General features: G+C 70.1%; 16 protein-coding genes and 1 pseudogene. 10 read left to right on the top strand and 7 right to left on the bottom strand.

Annotated elements, in window-relative coordinates; all coding sequences use genetic code 11:
- Window positions 1–61 precede the first annotated feature (61 nt).
- Window positions 62–550 (bottom strand): SHOCT domain-containing protein, encoded by a 489-nt coding sequence (locus tag ACH4U8_RS10270; protein WP_395776755.1) that lies wholly within the window; start codon window positions 548–550, stop codon window positions 62–64.
- Between the two features lie 651 nt (window positions 551–1,201).
- On the opposite strand from ACH4U8_RS10270, the gene ACH4U8_RS10265 reads away from it, so the two are divergent.
- The 5 genes from ACH4U8_RS10265 to ACH4U8_RS10245 all read left to right on the top strand — a co-directional run bounded on the left by ACH4U8_RS10265 (window position 1,202) and on the right by ACH4U8_RS10245 (window position 6,532).
- The gene (locus tag ACH4U8_RS10265; protein WP_395776753.1) at window positions 1,202–1,366 is read left to right on the top strand and encodes a hypothetical protein; all 165 of its coding nucleotides are present in this window, start codon (window positions 1,202–1,204) and stop codon (window positions 1,364–1,366) included.
- Between the two features lie 685 nt (window positions 1,367–2,051).
- A complete protein-coding gene (locus ACH4U8_RS10260) occupies window positions 2,052–2,594 on the top strand; it encodes a heme-binding protein (RefSeq protein WP_360315358.1) in 543 nt (180 codons plus the stop codon).
- Between the two features lie 119 nt (window positions 2,595–2,713).
- A complete protein-coding gene (locus ACH4U8_RS10255) occupies window positions 2,714–3,502 on the top strand; it encodes an aminotransferase class IV family protein (RefSeq protein WP_395776751.1) in 789 nt (262 codons plus the stop codon).
- 681 nt (window positions 3,503–4,183) lie between these two features.
- Window positions 4,184–4,828: an RDD family protein gene (locus ACH4U8_RS10250; RefSeq protein ID WP_395776749.1), complete on the top strand. Its 645-nt coding sequence runs from the start codon at window positions 4,184–4,186 to the stop codon at window positions 4,826–4,828.
- Window positions 4,829–5,881: 1,053 nt separating this feature from the next.
- On the top strand, window positions 5,882–6,532 hold the full coding sequence (locus ACH4U8_RS10245) for a hypothetical protein (RefSeq protein ID WP_395776747.1): 651 nt from the start codon (window positions 5,882–5,884) through the stop codon (window positions 6,530–6,532).
- 320 nt (window positions 6,533–6,852) lie between these two features.
- Here the strand turns inward: ACH4U8_RS10245 and ACH4U8_RS10240 are convergent, their stop codons facing one another.
- The 3 genes and pseudogenes from ACH4U8_RS10240 to ACH4U8_RS10230 form a co-directional block, all read right to left on the bottom strand.
- Window positions 6,853–8,016 carry a methyltransferase domain-containing protein gene (locus ACH4U8_RS10240; protein ID WP_395776745.1) on the bottom strand — a complete coding sequence of 388 codons (1,164 nt, stop codon included), beginning with the start codon at window positions 8,014–8,016 and terminating at the stop codon, window positions 6,853–6,855.
- Window positions 8,013–8,162, bottom strand: coding sequence for a hypothetical protein (locus ACH4U8_RS10235; protein WP_395776743.1), 150 nt, complete (start codon window positions 8,160–8,162; stop codon window positions 8,013–8,015). The genes ACH4U8_RS10240 and ACH4U8_RS10235 overlap by 4 nt, the downstream gene beginning before the upstream one ends.
- Window positions 8,163–8,476: 314 nt before the next feature.
- Window positions 8,477–8,651 (bottom strand): annotated as a pseudogene (locus tag ACH4U8_RS10230) (transposase); the annotation flags it as partial.
- A gap of 799 nt (window positions 8,652–9,450) precedes the next feature.
- On the opposite strand from ACH4U8_RS10230, the gene ACH4U8_RS10225 reads away from it, so the two are divergent.
- Window positions 9,451–9,993, top strand: coding sequence for a hypothetical protein (locus tag ACH4U8_RS10225; protein ID WP_395776741.1), 543 nt, complete (start codon window positions 9,451–9,453; stop codon window positions 9,991–9,993).
- Window positions 9,994–10,361: 368 nt separating this feature from the next.
- On the opposite strand, the gene ACH4U8_RS10220 is transcribed toward ACH4U8_RS10225, so the two are convergent.
- From ACH4U8_RS10220 to ACH4U8_RS10210, 3 genes are all read right to left on the bottom strand, one after another.
- Window positions 10,362–11,741 carry an MFS transporter gene (locus ACH4U8_RS10220; RefSeq protein ID WP_395776739.1) on the bottom strand — a complete coding sequence of 460 codons (1,380 nt, stop codon included), beginning with the start codon at window positions 11,739–11,741 and terminating at the stop codon, window positions 10,362–10,364.
- A 112-nt stretch (window positions 11,742–11,853) separates the two neighbouring features.
- Entirely contained in the window at window positions 11,854–12,210 is a 357-nt protein-coding gene (locus tag ACH4U8_RS10215; RefSeq protein ID WP_360315384.1) for a metalloregulator ArsR/SmtB family transcription factor, read from the bottom strand.
- A gap of 430 nt (window positions 12,211–12,640) precedes the next feature.
- Window positions 12,641–12,967 (bottom strand): ArsR/SmtB family transcription factor, encoded by a 327-nt coding sequence (locus ACH4U8_RS10210; RefSeq protein ID WP_395777009.1) that lies wholly within the window; start codon window positions 12,965–12,967, stop codon window positions 12,641–12,643.
- 595 nt (window positions 12,968–13,562) lie between these two features.
- Between ACH4U8_RS10210 and ACH4U8_RS10205 the strand changes: the two genes are divergently transcribed.
- The 4 genes from ACH4U8_RS10205 to ACH4U8_RS10190 all read left to right on the top strand — a co-directional run bounded on the left by ACH4U8_RS10205 (window position 13,563) and on the right by ACH4U8_RS10190 (window position 17,571).
- Window positions 13,563–14,318: a DNA polymerase beta superfamily protein gene (locus tag ACH4U8_RS10205; RefSeq protein ID WP_395777008.1), complete on the top strand. Its 756-nt coding sequence runs from the start codon at window positions 13,563–13,565 to the stop codon at window positions 14,316–14,318.
- Between the two features lie 1,061 nt (window positions 14,319–15,379).
- Window positions 15,380–15,823, top strand: a complete 444-nt coding sequence (locus ACH4U8_RS10200) for a pyridoxamine 5'-phosphate oxidase family protein (RefSeq protein WP_360315390.1) — start codon at window positions 15,380–15,382, stop codon at window positions 15,821–15,823.
- A gap of 119 nt (window positions 15,824–15,942) precedes the next feature.
- Window positions 15,943–16,563, top strand: a complete 621-nt coding sequence (locus tag ACH4U8_RS10195) for a hypothetical protein (RefSeq protein ID WP_395776737.1) — start codon at window positions 15,943–15,945, stop codon at window positions 16,561–16,563.
- A 510-nt stretch (window positions 16,564–17,073) separates the two neighbouring features.
- Window positions 17,074–17,571: a hypothetical protein gene (locus tag ACH4U8_RS10190; protein WP_395776735.1), complete on the top strand. Its 498-nt coding sequence runs from the start codon at window positions 17,074–17,076 to the stop codon at window positions 17,569–17,571.
- The last annotated feature ends 893 nt before the right edge of the window (window positions 17,572–18,464 follow it).

Below are 18,464 nucleotides of genomic sequence, written 5' to 3'. Positions count from 1 at the left end.
CAGGGCCGAACCGGCGATGGCCGGTGCCGGCGCCACGGTCCGCCGTGGGAGGCGGAGCCCGTCAACGCCTGCCCAGGATCCTTGCCTTGCCCCGCTCGAATTCCGCAGGCGTCAGGGCACCCGAGATCAGCAGCGCCTGCAGCCGTTCGAGTCGCACGAGTGGATCGCCGGTCGGTGCCGGAGGCTCGCCCGCAGAGGCCCGGTGGGGCCGCAGGAGGCGGAACATGCCCGCAGTGCGCCCGGCCGGCACGGTGTAGGGGCGGGCGGGGCGACGTCCGGCGATCCCGTCGTCCGGCGCGAACGGATCGAAAGCGCCGCCCCGGAGGCCGGACGCGAGCAGAAAGGCGCTCAGCATTCCCGTGATTGAAGATATCGGCAGCGCGAACGCCCATCGAGTGGTTTCCGCAGGGCATTCACGCTTCGACACGTAAACCCCACCACCCGACGAACAACTACCGGTGCGTGCCAGTTGATACAAACTGTACCCGGCGACTGCCAACGAGATGAGGAGCAAAAGGCCACCGATACCGGCGCGTAGAAAGGATTTCATGATCCCGGACCCCCTTGAAAGCGTAACTTGCGAGCCGGCGAAGGACGCCGGCGTCCCGTCCACAGAACACGGGGACGACACCTGGAGAGAAGAGATTCTTCGACGGCGCCATCGAATTGGCGACGCCGGGAATGCGTACGCCGGCTTCGCGTACCTCTCCGCGGCGTGATGGACCCTGGCCACGCCGTTCACGAGACGGACCCTCGCGCTGCGCGGTCCCTCCCCCTTGAGGTAGCGCAGGTCTGCGTCGTTCCGGGCTTCGGCCGGGCCCGTTCCGGTGGACGAACCCCCGACGCCAACTCTCCTCCGCCCCCTTGCGGTGGACTTGCGACCGACTAGCACCTCGGCCGGCCCGCCGGAGGCCGGGAACCTCCCGCCGGCCCGGACTTCCGCCGTCACCGACGAATGGGCGCCCGGCGGAATCCGCAACCACTTCGCACCGCCGGGTCCGCCCGAGGCTGCGCGGGGCGGGGGGGCGCGCAACGCACAGGCCACGCAAGAACGATGCAAGGCGTGTGCCGGAACTTTGGTGACGAGCGGCGAGGGACCGTGTGCACCAGCGCCGGAGAGCATTTCGCCTGCCCCTCACGCAACCGCGCCCCGAGCGACCCGGCAAGTCTGGACGCTCGCGGACCTATCTCTGGGAGAGTCATGCGAATACGCGCGATCACCGCCGCCCTGTCAGGCGTCCTGGCCCTCACCGTGCTCGGAGTCCCGGCAGCACACGCGGCCGGAAGCAACAACAACTCGACGGCCCGCACGACGACGCACAACCCGCCGATGTTCGCCGTGCCGCCGGACCCGTATGTCGTGTAGGAGACCGCACGGCGAACCGCACCCACGACGAGTTGAACGTGGTGATGTCGGTACTCGTACGTGGGTGGTCACGGTTTGGGTAGAGCCGGCCCCGGACCGCACCCGCACTCGCGGGAGGCGGCTTTCGGAGGAGGCTCGTTGTCCTCCTCCGCCGGAGGCTCGGCCCCGCATACGGAATGAAGTTGGCGAACGCGGGTTCTTTACTTCGCCCTGCCGGGTGTCACCCGGCGGGGCGAAGTGCTGCCCGGCTTGTGGGCCTCGACGTCCTGAAGGCGTGTTCGTCGGCGCGGGAGCGCAACGACGGCGGCGCGGGTGTGGGCGACGGGGGGCGTTGCGCATTGCGGTAGCGGGCGCTCGGCGGTTCACTCTGCTTACCGAGTGGTCGACCGACGCCGAGGCGCCGACCGGCCACTGGTTGACGAACCTGCCCTCGCTGTCGGACCGGCCCCGCCCCACCCGCCGCCGAGCACTGTCCCGACACCAACGACCACGAAGACCAACCACCGCCACCCGACAAAGCACCACTGGCGGCAGGCCGCATGGGGCGCGTCTCCCGCGCGTGTCGACGCTGTGGTCCGTTCGGAGCAGCGTGCGGCGGGGTTGCGCACCATGGGGCGAATCGCCTGTTCGAATGGTCGGCGGCACAACGTCCCGGATTCCCGGGCGGCCGAGTCCGGGAGTGATCGTGAGAAGTTCCCTGTCGCTGCGTACGCGTCTGGTCGCCGGTGTCGGCGCGGCCGTCCTGGCGTTCGGTGTGGCCGGTGCCGCGCCCGCGACCGCCACGGGCTGCCAGGGGTCGGCGTGTGGTGTGAACGACGACTACGTCGTCACCACCGATCACCTGACCGAGGAAGCCGCGACCACGGCCGCGCTCGCCGCCCTGGCCGCGGCGGAGGCCGCCGGGGAGCACGTGAGCGTCGCGGTCGTCGACCGTGACGGCAACGCCATCGTGCAGCTGCGCGGCGACGGCTCCGGGCCGCACACCTACGAGTCGGCGCGGCGGAAGGCCTACACCGCCGCGTCGTTCAACGCGCCCACCTCGGTCCTGGTCGGACGGCTGGAGCAGAACCCGACACTGGCCGACATCCCCGGCACCCTGTTCCTGGCCGGCGGGCTGCCGATCGTGTACCGCAACACCCCCATCGCCGGCATCGGCGTCGCGGGCGCGCCCAGCGGTCTGCTCGACGAGCAGTTCGCCCAGGCCGGCATCGACGCGATCAGCCACTGACGGCGTTTGCGACCGGGCTCGCCGGGGCGTCGAACAACGTCCCGGGCCCGGCCGCGAAGCACGATCCGGCCCGGCCGGCGGCCGGAAGTCCAGCGGGCGGGGCGGCTATTGTCGGGGCCATGAGCGCTTCGACGGTGTCACGGGTCGAGATCGACGGCCGACCCACCACGGTGGAACGGCTGCACGCCGTCGCCGTGGGCGGATACGGGCACTTCACCGCGATGCAGGTGCGCGGCGGTCGGGTGCGTGGCCTCGCCGATCATCTGCGTCGGCTCGACGCGGCCAACCGGGAGTTGTTCGGCAGCGCCCTGGACGGCGACCTGATTCGGCGTCACATCCGGCACGCGCTGGCCGACGACGTTTCCGACGCCTCGGTGCGGGTCCACGTGCTCGCCGCGGACGAGGTGGGGGCGACCGCGGTCCTGGTGACCGTGCGGCCACCGGGCGACATGCCGCCCACGCCACAGGCATTGCGGTCCGTCCCGTATCTGCGTGCCGTGCCGCACATCAAGCGGGTGGGGGACTTCGGGCAGGCGCACTTTCGCCGGCAGGCCACCCGCGAGGGCTTCGACGAGGCGCTCCTGACCGGGCCGGACCGGGTCGTCGCGGAGGGCGCGATCACCAACATCGTGTTCCACGACGGCACTTCGCTGCTGTGGCCCGACGCGCCGGTCCTCGAGGGCATCACCATGCAACTGCTGGAACGGGCCCTCGCCACCGGGCCGTCGCCCTCCCGACGCGGCCCGGTCCACCTATCCGACGTCGGCTCCTTCCGGGCGGCGTTCGTGACGAACTCGCGCGGCATCGCCCCGGTCCGACTGATCGACGACGTACCGATCCCGGTCGACACCGCACTGACGGCAACGCTCGGCCAACTCTACGCGTCGATCGTGTGGGACCGGATCTGACCATCCACAGACCCGCACATCAACGGACCAACGGCCCGCCAACGCACAGGCACCGCACCGACGATCCACCGGACACGGCCTGGTAAACGCTTCGGCAACGACATGAACAGCGTCGATCCGCACGGGAGTCGTGCTGCGACCCGCCGCGGGTGCCGGGGGGTGCAACGACACGGTCGAAGGCTTCGTCCCCGGAACGGACATCGCCGTCTGCTCCGGGATCACCCTTTGGAAGCGCCGCAGCGGCAACCCGTGTGACACATACGGCCCGTGCAATCGCCCGAGCGGCAGCGCGGGCGGACGCTCTGCTCCGGGACGCACCGTACGCCGAGGACCACTCCGCCCCCGCACTCCGATCAGGGCGGCGCAGCAGCGTGGTTCGACGTCGAAATCGTGGTTCGTGCCGGGCTCGTGGTCGGAGTGACCTCGGTGGTGTCGGTGCTCCGTTGCTTCCGTGGTGCTTCGAACCGGTTGTTCCCCTCGGGAGTTCCCTCTCCCGGCCGGAGCGCGCTCCCGCTCGAATAACCTCTGTCAATCGCCAACCGCTCGGGGTAAGTTGCCGCCGTCAACGGGATCCCGGGCGGGTGGGGAAGACGTCGCCGCCCGATCCCGGGCACCGCGCGTCGATTCGCCTGGATCCGTCTCATTCGCGTGCGCGGCACGCAACCTTCCAGGGAGTCCCACTTGTCTCCGGCATCCCCTTACGACCCGCCTGCCTCCGAGACGGCGCCGAGCCAAGTGCCGGCATCCGGCAATCCGGCCGCCGGCTACGACCAGGCCGGCCCACCCGTGTCCCAGGCTCACCTGGCGGGCCGGGGTTACGACTACAGCAGCTACAACTTCGGCTACGGCGTCCCGCAGGACCTCGGAGACTACTGCGCGAGCTGGGGCCGGCGTGCCGGCGGATACCTGATCGACGGCGTGATTTTCACCCTGGTCATGGCGCCCATGTACGGCGGCGTTCTGTGGGTGGGAAACAAGACCACGGAGTACGAAGACTTCGACGGCACGATCACCACCGAGTACGAGGGCGGTTCGGCACCGATATCCCTCATCGTGGCCGGCGCCGCACTGGTCCTGCTATTCGCCCTCTGGCAGTGCCACCGCCAGGGCAGGACCGGACAGACGATCGGCAAAAGCGTCGTGGACATTCGGGTGGTCCGCATCCGGGACGGACAGCCGACCGGCTTCTGGCTGTCCTTCGGGCGCTACTTCGCACACATGCTCGACACACTTCCGTGCTACCTCGGCTGGCTGTGGCCGGCGTGGGACGAGAAGAAGCAGACGTTCGCCGACAAGATCTGCTCGACCGTCGTGATCAAGAACTGAACGACGGCTGCGTCGGCGCGCCGCGAACAGCGCGCGCCGACCGCGCACCGGGCCGCGACCCACCGGGGTTGAGACCCGCGTCGCATGGCCGGCACCGCACCGGGCCACGAGCCGGGAGGCCGACACCGTGCAGCCCGCGGCAGCGCCCCAGTCGCGGGCGACGCAGCGGCGCCCCGCGTGGTCGCCAACACGACGGAGACGTGGACACGCGGGTGTCTGGAGGTGCCGACCTGGGGTGCTCTCGCGTCGGTTTTCTTGCGGTCGAGCCGGAACGAGGTTGATCGAGTCGGCCATGGCTTCCGGAATCCAACGAAGGTTGTAGTCCCGATGCGGCCATGCGACCAACCGCAAGATCTCCAAGCTGTGGGCCAGGTCGACCGATTCGGCGATCCGAGCCATGGCATCCAGCGCTTCGTCTCGTTCGTCCTGCGTCGAAGACTCGTCTCGGCGGGCAGCCAACGAATGCAGCCGGAGCCTTCACACTCTCGGAAGGTTCGTCCATGGGACACCAATCGCCGTACCAGCGGCGGTTGGGCCTTCCCCTCGAGTGAGGACACGTCTCATGCGGCGTTTGCGCGTGTAGGTGAGATCGTCCAAAGCTCGGCTCCGTAGGTGGTGGGCCGAGTTGGCCGCTGCGGGAGTGGCGGCGTCGGGTGTTGTAGCGGTTGGCCCCCAGCGGACGGTATCGAGTCGGGCCGGTGGGGCCGGTGTTTGGCGCCTTGATGGAGCGTCTCGCGTTCGAAGGCCGTGGTCGCTGTGGCAGATCGCGCCGCGCAGGTCGCCGTCGCGGGTGCGGGCCGCGGCGGGTGCGTAGGTGCTCGGCGGCGCGCCGCCGGACGATCCTGCGCGAAGGCCACGACGATTCGTTGCGCCATATTGCCGCGCACACCATGGCCCCACCCACGCAGGCTCGGACCTCACCGGGAAGATCCACACAACCGATGGCGGCAACACGCCCAGCCACTGACGGTCCCGCCCAGTACTCTCCGGCATCACCAAGACACCATGCCCCCGGCCGGCCCCACCGCCCCTTCATCGATCGGCAACGACCGCATGACAAGCAAAGACGCATCCACCCCACAACGCACTTACTCGTGGTCGCCGCCCACTGCAAGCACCCTCGGCGGGCCGCTCCTGATCTGCGACGCCGACGCCTTCCCGTACTGGAGCGGCGCGGTCCACCGACCCGACTACGAACTCGACCCCACCTGCGACTACGCCCGAGCCATGTCCGCGGCCGACGACGCGGACGCCGCCGTCATCCGTTTCGGCGACCACCATGAACACACCGGTCTCATATGGGACTTGGAGGGCGAGGGAACAGCCGAGATCGCAACCGCCGACGACGGTTTCCTCCTCGTACGCTCATGGATCCCCCTGGGCAGGACCCAGGCGCCCCGCCGGCGCGCAGCCACCGCAGCCGCGACGCAGGAGCCGGCCGCAGGCGACCTCCACATCCGCGGCGACCACATCGTGGTCGTCTGGGCGGCGGCAGCCGCCCACGAGACCGACATCGGCCCGTGGCCGCCGACCGTGCTCTCGGCCGAACCCGGCACGTACAAGGTGACCTGCGGATGGCACGAAGGGGCTCGCGGACGGTACATGCCCGAAGCAGAGATCCACACCCCCTCCCCACGGTCGGTCGAAGAAGACTGGACCTGCTTCTGGATCCGCCTCGTCCTCTCCGAAGCCCCGAACACCTGACTCTCCAGGACAGCGCACAACGCCCCCACGCAAAGGAAACCCCGCTTGCCGATGACGCGGCGCCCTTGCCACGCTTCCGGTCACGACCGCTGCCGGGCCGGGGCACCAAGCCGCCTCCTTGTGACGGGGACGGGTCGACGGGTCGGGTTCGCCGCGCCATGACTTGCGCAACCGCCTGCGCCACCCTCTGCGGGAACCCGGAGCGTGGCCGACCACCCCGTCGCCTGCGTGACCACCCGGACCGGCGGCCGGGATCACGCCGTTGCCGGCCCCGAGCGCGTTCCCGACAGCGTCGGGCCGCGCCGCGAGGGGTGTCGGGCTCACCCGATCGTGATCGGCGCGGGAGCGGGAAGGGCCCATCGGGAGCCGGACTCGGGGTCGCCCGCCCAGACGAACTGCTCATCGTCGGCCGTGACGGTCATGCCATGGTCGTACAGGCCGATCGCGCCGGCCTCGGTCCACGCGTCCCAGGCAGTCTCGACTTCGTCGACGAGGCGACGCGGTCCACCCTGGAAGGTGGTTGCGCGCCCGGCCGGCGGCGTGCAGATCGTCGCCCAGGACCCGGCGCCGTCGTGAAGGCGTGCGTGGACGCCGTGCGTGTCGGCGGTGGTGTCGAACAGCACGTCGGGCAGCCGCAGGCGTAGTGCCCACATCAGGTGGGCGTCGTCGTGCAAGGGCCGCAGGTCGCGGGTGAAGGGGCGTTCGTGGTCGGGATCGCGGTCGGCGCGAACCTCGCGGTGGGTGGGGGTGGTGGCGGTGCCTCGGGCGTTCATGAATTGAGCGAGGCCGTGGAGCCATCCGGTGGCCGAGCGGCCGTCTTTGCCGGTGGTGAGGGCGAAGTAGCCCAGGCGGGTCCACGGGAAGACGATGTCGCCACCGGGGCGGGTCTGTTCGATCCAGGCGCGGGGGACGCGGTCGACCGCGTAGGTGGCGATCAGCCGGTCGTAGGGGGCTGCCGGAACCCAGCCGAGGGTGCCGTCGCCGGCCCGGACGTCGACGCGCGCTGCGGCGCGGGTCAGGGTTGCGGCTGCGGTGGTGGCCAGGGTCGGGTCTGTCTCGACGCTGGTGACGTGACCGGTGGGGCCGACACGGTAGGCGATCAGGGCTGCGTTCCAGCCGGTGCCGGTGCCCAACTCCAGAACCCGGTGGCCGGGTTGGAGGTCGAGGGAGTCGAGCATGTCGACGACGATCGAGGTGCAGGACAGGGACGAGGACGGGACACCGCCGGTGATCTCGGTGATCGTCGCGTCGTCGGGGCCGGCGTGGACGAGCCGGGCCCAGACCCGCGGGTCGCCCGCGCGGTGCACGCGTTGCCAGGCGTGGCCGTCCCAGGTCCACAGGGCCTCGGGGGCGAACTCGTCGCGAGGCAGGGCCCGAACGGCTTCCCGCAGCCACGGGGAATCCTCCGGCCACGCCTTGCCGGTGTCCATCGCCGCGAGCGCACGGCGGCGATGGACACCGATGTCGTCGGGTCCGGCGCTCACTCCCGCCGGTCCTTCTTGTGCTTGCCCTTCGGATCCTCGGGCTTGGGAACACGACCATCCCCGTTCCCTGGAGGCGGGTCACCCTTGTCCAACGGCTGGTCCGGCTTGTTGTGCTCGCCCACCGCACACCTCCTCGGAATCGTCACGCTCCGGAGTCTCATGATGACGCAGAAACATCCCGAGGGGAACCGACGAACACCCGACGTCGCCGAAGCAACGCATGTCCTCGCCCCGCACCCGGACCCGTCCACGTCCACATCCACGTCCACGACGGCGCCACCACAACGTCGATCCACATTCGGCCCACGCAGTGGGGCCCTCTGGATCGCTGATGTGCCCGAACTCCCCCACCGAGCCGAGCCGTCGCCCCGTGCCCGCACCCCCGAAGGCGCGTGCACATCGGCCGCGCGCCACAGGATCATCGGGCGAGCAGCGAAAGTTCGGCGCAGGAGCGGGCGTGTGTCGTGGCCTGCGGCTCGCCCCAGGTCTCGGGCTGCCCGAAGACGAACTTGCCGCCGTGTTCGGGCAGTCGGCCTCCCTTCGGGTCGTAGACGCGCGAAGGTGTCGGCCGGCGCATGACGCGGTCGGTCCGAGCACATCCGGCCGAGCACCTCGACCGGCAGGCCCACAATGATCGGACCGCTCCCGTAACGTGGGGCCGACGGTGCGGGCCACGAGGGTGTCGGCGCAGCGGCGCTGCCTTTCGGCGACGGCGGCCCGGTCGGGTCTGGCGGCGTCGCAGGCCGACTCGAACAGGAACAGCCTGCTCGCGGCGGTCGGTTCGTAGACGCCGTTCTACTGGTGGACCACGCTGTGGAACCTGTCGAACACCCTCTCGCGGTCTTCTGCGTCGGCCGATCGCAGGGCCCGTAGGAGCACGGGAACCTCCGCAACGGAGCCGTACGCCTGCTCCATCGAAGCCCAGTCGACGTCATCGAGTCCGATCAACATGCGGGCTATGCGTCGGACGCGACCGACACATCGCGCCCCGATTGTCCTAGTCGACGGCTATTCCGTACGGCGGTTCGACAATGGCGAACGTATTGTCACGTGTCACCACGATCAACTTCGTTGCGCGCTGGTCGGTGGAATAGCGGGTGTTCGCGGGCCTGGTCCGCGGCCGATGGATCTGCTTCCCCCTTTTGTATTGACTTCGTTTATCGTCGCGGTTTTACTCGTCGCTGTCGACGTCCGGGGGGTGAATGGAGTCTCCGTGAACTCCGGTCACTGGCACGGCGATTCGGTGGGGGTCGACCGATTCGCGCGGGCCGAAGCAGGGGCCTGGTGTCGGTGTTTCGACCGTTCGTACGTACCGCTGCGCGTGCCCCTTTCGGGCATCGCGTGTATTACGGCACGACTTCTGGAATCCGCGCGCGGTGAGGGTGAGCGTGCGCGGATCCGTTTTCGGCAACGAATATTCGAAAGGATCGATTCATGTCTCGTCGCACGTTCACCGCCGGGGCGACGGCCGGTGTCGCGGGGGCGTTCGCCGCCGTTGTGGCCCTGTCCGGAACCGCCCAGGCGCTGCCGCCGGAAGCCCGCGGCATCTCCATGAACTGTCTCGATCTCCCCTCCGGCACGTCCGGCTGGTGGGGCACCAGTGCAACACTGGTCACGTCGGACCCCGCCGGCGCCCCATACCCGCAGCGAATGAAGGTCGCCGTCCCCACCTCCCCCGCGTCGTTCCCCCCGAACATCTTCACCACGACCGTGCGCACCGTGCAGACCGGGGCCGGGAATGGAACCGTGTGGGACTTCACCGGCACGTTCAACCCACCAGGCGTCCCCCAGACGTTCGGACCGCTGCGTACGGTCACCAGGATCCCGCCGGGCACCTCCGTACGGTTGAAGACCACCACCGGCACGCCCACCGCCACGAACTGGTCACTCAGGATGTCCGCCACCATCGACGGCTACTCACTCGACATTGCTTGTACCGGCGACCAGGGGTGGACCTCGCCCGACTTCACCTTCTGACCCGCCCGGGCCCGCCGCACGACCGCACCGCGCAACACGGCCCACCCCGCGCGGCACGGGCGTCGCCCCAGGGCGTGCCGAGCGCCGGGGAACTGCTGCGTCCGTCACCGCCTGAACCCCGACGTCCCGCAACGCGCGCCCCAAGTGGTCGTCGCCGTCGGGCGGTTCGGGCGGTGGTGACGGCGAGGCGCGCCATCGAGGTTTGCGGTGCCTGGTGCGGGGGTGACGAGTTCGTACGGTTCGAGAAAGCGGGCCGCTCCCGTCCGCCACGGGTGTCACGGTGACCCCGTGGACACGGACGACCTCGACCGGAACCGGACATTGCGCGAGCTACCGGAGGCGCGCTGGAACCATCAGCTCCGGGCCGTTCAGCGGGCGGAGCCCACCCGCCGGCCCGCAACCGAGGCGCCGGTGGGCCAACGGTGGTGGTGCCGATCGATGACGTAGTGGTGCCTGTGTCGCCAGCCGGCGTCGGACCGGACGGCGTCGGACAGGTGCGGATGCCCCGCAGGCAGATCGGGGTGGACGTGGCCGAGCCGTTCCGGGTCCCGGGAGGGCCAACTCGCCGCAGCGGCGGCGGTGGCGGACAGGGCGATGACTCCCAGGACGGCCGAGGTGGTCGACAGCCCCTTGCCGGCCGCGAGCCAACCGGCGAGGGGATACGTGAGCAGCCAGCAGCCGTGCGAGAGGGAGAACTGGGCGGCGAACGCGGCGGGCAGGTCCGCGTCGCCGGCGGAACGCCGTATCACCCGTCCGCCCGGTGTGAGGACCGCCGAACACGCCGCACCGACGGCCGCCCAGGCCAGGAGGATCAGGATCCACGACCGGGTGTCGGGTGCGCCGGCGGTGATCACCCCGACCGCGACCAGGACCACCGGCAGGGCGAGCGCCGCCGACAGCATCACCGCACGGTCGGTGAAGCGACGAAGGAGGCGGGGCAGAAGCAGGGCCGCAACCATGGACCCGGCACCGTAGGCCCCCAGAGCCACGGACACGGCTCCGGCGGAGCGGTGGAAGTGCCCGCGTGTCATCACCACCGTGTCGACGAACACGATCGCTCCGGCGGCCGCGACCGCCAGGTCCAGGGCGAGCAGGGCTCGCAGCCGAGGGGTGGCCCGGAACAGGCGGATGCCGAACGCGGCCCTGGCGTGGATGCCGCCGGTGCGCTCGACGGGAACGGGCTTGGGCAGCACGGCCGACACCACCAACGCGGCCGACGAGACGAATCCGACGGTGGTCCCGACGAAGAGCCAGTTGTAGGAGAGCAGGGCCAACAACCCGGCGGCCAGGGCCGGACTGAACAGGCTTTCCAGGTCGTAGGCGAGCCGGGACATCGACAGGGCGTTCGTGTAATCGCGTTCGGCGGGCAGCACCTCGGGGATGGTGGCCTGGAACACCGGGGTGAAGGCCGCCGACGCGGCTTGGAGCAGGAAGATCAGGAGGTGGATCTGCCAGACCTGGGTGACGAACGGCAGCGCGAGCGCGACGCCCGCACGGACGAGATCCGTCACCACCAACAACACGCGGCGCGGGATCCGGTCGGCGACCGCGCCGACCACCGGCGCGATGGCGACATAGGCGACCATCTTGATCGCCAACGCGGTGCCCAGCACCGCCGACGCGTCGTCCCCGGCTATGTCGTACGCGAGCAGACTCAACGCGACCGTGGCCAAGCCGGTGCCCAGCAGGGCGACGACCTGCGCGGTGAACAGGTGGCGGTAGGTGCGGTTGCGCAGTACGACCAGCATCGGCCCCGTCCCGGTCGGCGGTGTCGCAGGACGAAACCATCATAGTCATCACGTGCATACGTGTGCACATGTTGACGACGGCGCAGCGGGTCCCTTCGGTGAGGCGGCCGGGTCAGTCGTGGGGCGGAAGGGTCCGGATCTCGTGGTCGGCGACGTTCAGGGCCTCGTCCACCAGACGTCGCAGGTGGCCGTGGCGCAGGGAGTACACCACGCGGCGACCGTCCCTGCGGGTGGTGACCAAACCGGCCAGGCGCAGCTTGGCGAGGTGTTGGCTGACCGAGGGGCGGGGCGCCTCGCATGCCTCGATCAGGGTGGTGACGTCCGCCTCGCCCCGACCGAGTCGGTACAACAGCGCCAGGCGGGTGCGATCCGCGAGCAGGGCCAGGATGGACGCGGCGACGTCCAGCCTCTCGCCTTCGTCCGGCTTCTGCGCAGAGGTTGCATCTGCGAGACGTTCGTCCACGCTCATGTGCACATCGTAGGACGAATCGTCGCCGCTCCCGGTGCCGGCGGCCGGCCGTGGGGATAGGTCCGGTTCGCGCCCGGTCCCGGGCGACTTCGCGCAGCGGTCGTGGACGTTCGAGGCCGACGACGGTGGACCCCCCTCGTGCCCGGGACGTCGAGGGGCAACGGCAGGTCTCGCGCCGGGTTCCGGATCGCCGGCGTGGAAGGAGCACCGAGGCGATGACCGGGTTGTGCCGGGCCATCGGGCGCCGGGCCGCACGCGAGCACTGCGTAGGCAATGGTGCGTACGCCGATGCCCCGGTCGGTCGGGCCGTGGGCCGGCCCCGGGCGCGCGCGGGTCGCCGCGATCCGGGGACGAGCGTCCAGAAGGTCCACGTGCCCCCGCGCCTCCCTCCCTTCCGCAAGGGGAGCGTCGCATGTCGTGCCGGGGGCGGTCAGGTGCTAGGGGCGGCGGCCACCGGCTCCTCTTCCTCGGGCTCGGGGGCGTCGCTCGGGCCGAGCCGGAGGTGTTCGACGTGGTAGAGCGCCTGGTCGAGCAGTTCGCAGACGTGGTTGTCGTACAGGGAGTAGACCACCGAGCGGCCCTTGCGGGTGCCGACCATCAGGTCGAGGTTGCGCAGCAGGCGCAGTTGGTGGGAACAGGCGGACTGTTCCATACCGACCTCGCCCGCCAACTCGGTCGCCGGCAGCGGCCCCTCGCGCAGGCGGGCGAGAATCAGCAGCCGCGACGGGGTGGCCAACGCCTGCAACGTCGGCCCCATCGGCAGCGCCGGCCAAGGCGGCTGACCCACACGACGGATACACCGCGCTGCGGAATCGACACCGGCACGACGTCGATCGCGATCACCGCGACCCGTCCGGGTCCTACCTGTACTGCACCTGCGGCCTGTGGCGCGTCGGCCCCATCGACCCGGGCGACTTCGGGGAACCCAGTGACGAGCACAGGTACGACGTCCGGCAGTCAAGGCAAACTCCTCTTCTCCGTACGCGCGTTACCCCCGCGATGAGAACGCGAACGCCCGCAGCGTTCGCAGAGCACGGTGGTGGCGCCGCGCGCTCGGGCTGCGACGAACCCGTCCATGGAAGCCGCGAATTCGCCGATCCTCGTCCTGGGTCGCCCTGCATCGGGAGGGCTGCGGCATGGCGACGCTCTGCGGGCGGTTCGGGTGATCGGTAACCGTGCGTCGTACCGAGATGAAAGAGGGGACTCGATGGCTCGGCAGGCCCTCGTCACGGGGCGATGACCCGACGGCCACCGCCTTCCTCCTTCGGATCTCGGCGAACTCGGCCCCGCCGCGTTCCCTGGGATGACGGTTCACACATCACCGTCTCGAAGGGTCCGTCGTGGCATTGGACATGGAACCGGACCGCCTCAAGGCGGCCGTCGCCGACCAGCCGGACCCCCTCGTGTTCGCGACCGTGTCCGGCGCGCACCTGTACGGGTTCCCCTCCGAGGATTCGGACGTCGACCTGCGCGGCATACACGTGTTGCCCCTGGCCGAGTTGGTCGGGCTGCACGAGGGCGAACACACGCGCGCACGCACGTGGCAGGCCGACGGTGTCGAGTACGACCTCGTCACCCACGACGTGGGCAAGTTCGTCCGGCTGCTCCTGCGCCGCAACGGCTACGTCCTGGAACAGTTGCTCTCCCCACTGATCGTCCACACCACCCCGGCGCACGCCGAGTTGGTCGCCCTCGCCCCGGGACTCGTGACCCGACACCACGCGCACCACTACGCCGGGTTCGCCCGCACCCAGTCACGGCTGTTCGACCGCAACGGCGAACTCAAGCCGCTGCTCTACACGTTCCGCGTGCTGTTGACCGGGATCCATCTGATGAGGACGGGTCTGGTGATCGCCGACCTGCGCCAACTCGCCGACCTGCACCCGACCATCGCGCCGGCATACCTCGACGACCTGACGGCCGCGAAACGCGCGGCGGAGCACGGGGCCGTGCACGAACTGGTGGCGCCGGACACGATCCGGGCGGACATCGAACGACTGCAAGGAGCACTGGACGACGCACACCAGGCATCCACACTCGCGGATCGACCCCTGGGCCACGATGCCCTCCACGACCTGCTGGTGAAGGTACGCCTGGCCGAACTCTGAATCGACACCTCCGCAACAGGTGAAGCAACTCGGCCCATCAGGCTTCCCCTTGGTCGTCCACGCACTCAAGTGCACCACGTGCGGCGGCACCCCTACCCGACAGCGACGTCGCCGCGCCGGAACGCTTCCGCACCGGTGCATGGCCGGCTACGAAGGTACGCCGCTACACCCACGGCATACGCCACCACATTCGCGACGACGTCGAGCAGCGCCATCCACGCATCATCGGGCGCGGCAAGCAGCAACCCACTCCCGGCATCGTCCTGTCTCCGCGTGGCCCACTTCAGCGCCCGCTCGAACCGTCGGCACGACCCGGAGCCGCCCCGCAGGTCAAACAACCGTTGAAGGTCGGCATCGCTGAGACCCCGGTGAATCCCGCACCGCCGAGCGAGGTCCGCGTCCCCGTCACGGCGGATGGGGAAGCGGAAGCTCATGTCGTTGCCTTGGGCGCCCACGTAAGCGTGCGGTGTCAGGACCGTGCGGGGGACGACGATCGTCCAGTAGCGCGGCCCGGTTGCTCGGTCGAGGGGATCCGGAGGATCTCACTCCCGTGGACGACGGGCTGGATCCAATTGGCCAGAACGGACCGCATCCGTTCCGCCGCATGATCGGCGCCCTTGACGATCGGCTCCAAAGCCCCGGCGTGGCGAACAACTCCTCGCGGCGCTCCGGGGACAGCCGGTCCCACCACGCGGCGGCCGCTCCCCGGCCCGCTCACGGGCACGGCGCCCCTGATCGGCGGCTTGCCGAAGCCATGCCTGCTCGGCGCGGACGCGATCCTCCTCGTCCCCCGACGTCCGCCGGGCGCACGCGAGTTCGAGACGGCGCTCCCCTGCCGCTGCCGCTCTCCCGTGCCACGCCAGTGCGGCCTCGGCTTTGCTTCGCCTCAGTCGGGCGTCGCGTTTGGGCGACCGAGGGGGCGTCGGCGGTACGGCGGTGCCGGTCGGCTCGGGCCGAGAGCAGGGGCGGGCAGTACCGAGGGCAGCGTCGCCGGGACCACACCCGAGGCGAACCCGCCTGCCTCTCCCTCGGCAGCCCGACATGACGCTAGCCTGACGGTCATGCGTCCGATGACCCACGAGGAACGCGATGCCTTCCTCGCAGAGCCGCGTGTCGGAGTCCTGAGCGTCACGGCCGAAGCGGGGCGTGCTCCGCTGACCGTCCCGATCTGGTACGAGTACCGGCCGGGCGGACTCGTCAAGGTGATCACGGCCCCCGGCCTGCGCAAGGTCCGGCTCATCGAGGAGGCCGGCCGGTTCGCGCTGTGCGCGCAGGTGGCCGAAGTCGACGACTACCGGTACGTGTCGGTGGAGGGCCCGGTGACCGGGATCGCACCGACCCCGAGGCAGGAGCGCTTCGACCTGGCCGCCCGATACATGGGCCCGGACCGCGCCACCGACTACATCGACGCGACGGAAAAGACCGCTGCCGGCTACATCACGATCCACATGCGGCCGGAATGGTGGCACACCTTCGACTTCAGAGTGACGCACGAGGGCCGATAGGAGCGACTCCACGCCATCCGGTGGCGGGTCCGGTCGCGCCGTTGCGGACGACGGCAACTCCCCACGAGGTTCGCCTCGCTCGAACCGGGTGCGTCGAGGAATGCCGTGGCGCGTTGTACGTGACGGTCGAAATCGACGGCGAGCACGTCGTCCGGACGCATTGGCGCGACTCCGTCAAGGACAGGGGCGACCTGCCGGAACTCCGGTTCTCCGCAGGGCAGTACGAGAACGAGACCGGCGCTCCGGAGCCGAACATCGATGGGGAGCGGCCGACGGAAATGGTCGCGCGCCTGTTCGAGGCGGCGCCGACGGGACGCGACGACTGGCCGGCGCGGTGGGACTGCGACCTGGACGCCGTCCGGTCCACGCCGGCCGCGAGCCGACCGGCAGCAAACGACCCCGAACTCGGCGCTGCGGGCCGCGAACCCACCGACCTTCTCCCGCCGCTCGGGCTCACGCTGACGGCTGGGGACACGCAAGCCGCGCCGGACCTGGTGCCACCGGTATCCAGGACAACTCCCACCGCGTCCGGACTCGTCGGGGCCACGAGGTGGCCACCGCGGGTCGGTGCCGAACGCCGCGCGCAGCCCTTCGTACGCGGCGCGCGTCCTACCCGTGCAGGACGCGCCGCGCAGCACCACGAACAGCGCCGACCCCACTTCGAGGCCGTGTGCCGCGATCACCTTCTCAGTCCCGGCGCCGATCTCGCCGGCGCGCCCCTGGGGCACGTCAGCGCGTGAGCGGTCACCGACCCGTCCTCCCGCACCTCCGTCGAGATCGACGCGGCAGTCGTCGCGGCCGGCACCAGCGCCCACCCGTCCCAGGGTCGCGCTGCTCGGCGAAGTCGAATGGGGAACCACAACCGGGCTGCCTTACCTTCAACGCCTGACTCGTGCCCGCGACGTCCTCACCGGCCGCGGACTGGAAACAACCGGATGCGTCCTCGCGTGGTTCAGCGCCACACGCTTCACCGACCGCCTCCGTCACGAAGCCGACGCCCGCGACGACGTCCGCCTGATCGACCTCGACCGGTCGTACGCCTGATCCCATCCGGCCCGCACCAGCCGTCGCGGACCGAGTCGCAACCGGCACCCGACCCCCCGTGCGGCGTCGCGGTGTGATCCCGTGTGGGATGTTCCGCACCCCACCCTTGCAAAGCAAGACGTGACCGGCGTCCGAACCACGATCACCGTCGACGCCGACACGAACCGCAAGGTCGTCTCCGCCATAACCCGGACGACAGTCCTCGCATGTCCCGCGACCTCACGACCGCCGTCGACGACGCCGCCCACCGCCGCCTCCTGACACGCCACGAGCACGTGGACGATCACGGGGCGGATCCACGGATGACGCGGCTGCTGCCCGGTGCCACGATGGAGTGGAGAGACCTTTTCGCCCGGCGATCGGGGAAGGCGATCATGAGCCGCGAGTATCACTTTCACTGCGAGCACGCCGGTTGCTCGGTCACCGTGGGCCTGCGGATGGGCAGGACGCGGGAACTGGAGCTCCTCGTGGACGGGAAAGAGGTCGCCGCCGCCCGCGTCCACGGCCACCGCGCCCAAACGCAAGTGATGACCGCGATCCTGCCCACCGACCCGCCCTTCGGCATCGAGGTCGAAGTGACGCTCCCGGGCGCTCTCGGCGGCGATCCGGTGAGCATCCTGCTCGCTGATGGCGAACGCAAGCCCATGCCCGCCCGGGAGGTGCCCCGGCGGTCACGCCCAACGGAGGCGTCCTGGTACTCCTGACCTATCGGGGAGCCTGACAAGGCGTGTCGGCGACACCCGCGCCCCGCCGGGACACCCGGCCAGGCCCGAACGCTCCTACAGCGCCGCCCCCGACATCGGACAAGAACCTTCAGGCCGAGCTTCACGGTGGCGGCCTCCGCCGTGCCCGATACACGACACCACCGGTCTCGGGTGGACCGCTGGTCCGCAGGATGCGTCTCCGGCCGAACCCCTCCACCGACCGCACCCGGATCGGCGCGCCGCTCCGACACCCCTCATCGGCCGGCCGATGCCGGCGGCCCTGAAGATCAGCCGAAGTCGTATGCGTAGTCGCCATGGCCACCCCAGTACTGGAACGCACCGAGGACCGACGACCGACCGCACCGGAATGCAGCGCGCCCGGGAATGAGGCACGGGCAACCCGACCCCGGCCGATACGGCTTCCTGTCACCGCACATTCGGGAAAATGTGACCACGATCAGTCGCGCAAAACCCCTCTGACCGGCAGAGAACACCCCAACATCACCCGATGACACACGAAACCTAACAAAGCACCAATACGCCAACACACCCGTCGAACCTCACACCGGCGTCCGTACCCTCCTCCGCTGCCACCGCTTCGCCGACCGCGCGGTCCGCATCGCCGTGACCCGGGGTAGGGCGCCTTCGTTGTATGCGCGGAACATCCGTGCGATGCGAAGGACAGGAACACCGCCCCCCACCGGCCCGACACGGCGCCGCTTGCGGAAGGCGACGCCGGCACACGTGGACCCGCGACGCCGTCATCCGCCGCCCCGCCGGCCGTTCTCGGCTCGCTCGCCGCAGGATGGTTCACCCGATGGGTGCAACCGGGACTTTGCGGAGCGTGCTCGCGATGTGGTCGGATGACCAGACCCGCAAATCGGGCCGAACAT

The organism is Embleya sp. NPDC020886 (assembly GCF_044333915.1).
GTDB lineage: Bacteria > Actinomycetota > Actinomycetes > Streptomycetales > Streptomycetaceae > Embleya.
This window is presented reverse-complemented; position numbering and strand designations above follow the sequence as displayed.

Bases quoted from the DNA above. Each gene is read 5' to 3' on its own strand.
- ACH4U8_RS10220 (WP_395776739.1), bottom strand. From the start codon at position 11,741: ATGCTGGTCGTACTGCGCAACCGCACCTACCGCCACCTGTTCACCGCG.
- ACH4U8_RS10225 (WP_395776741.1), top strand. From the start codon at position 9,451: ATGTCTCGTCGCACGTTCACCGCCGGGGCGACGGCCGGTGTCGCGGGG.
- ACH4U8_RS10190 (WP_395776735.1), top strand. From the start codon at position 17,074: ATGTCCCGCGACCTCACGACCGCCGTCGACGACGCCGCCCACCGCCGC.
- ACH4U8_RS10270 (WP_395776755.1), bottom strand. From the start codon at position 550: ATGAAATCCTTTCTACGCGCCGGTATCGGTGGCCTTTTGCTCCTCATC.
- ACH4U8_RS10255 (WP_395776751.1), top strand. From the start codon at position 2,714: ATGAGCGCTTCGACGGTGTCACGGGTCGAGATCGACGGCCGACCCACC.
- ACH4U8_RS10215 (WP_360315384.1), bottom strand. From the start codon at position 12,210: ATGAGCGTGGACGAACGTCTCGCAGATGCAACCTCTGCGCAGAAGCCG.
- ACH4U8_RS10210 (WP_395777009.1), bottom strand. From the start codon at position 12,967: ATGGGGCCGACGTTGCAGGCGTTGGCCACCCCGTCGCGGCTGCTGATT.
- ACH4U8_RS10200 (WP_360315390.1), top strand. From the start codon at position 15,380: ATGCGTCCGATGACCCACGAGGAACGCGATGCCTTCCTCGCAGAGCCG.
- ACH4U8_RS10265 (WP_395776753.1), top strand. From the start codon at position 1,202: ATGCGAATACGCGCGATCACCGCCGCCCTGTCAGGCGTCCTGGCCCTC.
- ACH4U8_RS10205 (WP_395777008.1), top strand. From the start codon at position 13,563: ATGGAACCGGACCGCCTCAAGGCGGCCGTCGCCGACCAGCCGGACCCC.
- ACH4U8_RS10245 (WP_395776747.1), top strand. From the start codon at position 5,882: ATGACAAGCAAAGACGCATCCACCCCACAACGCACTTACTCGTGGTCG.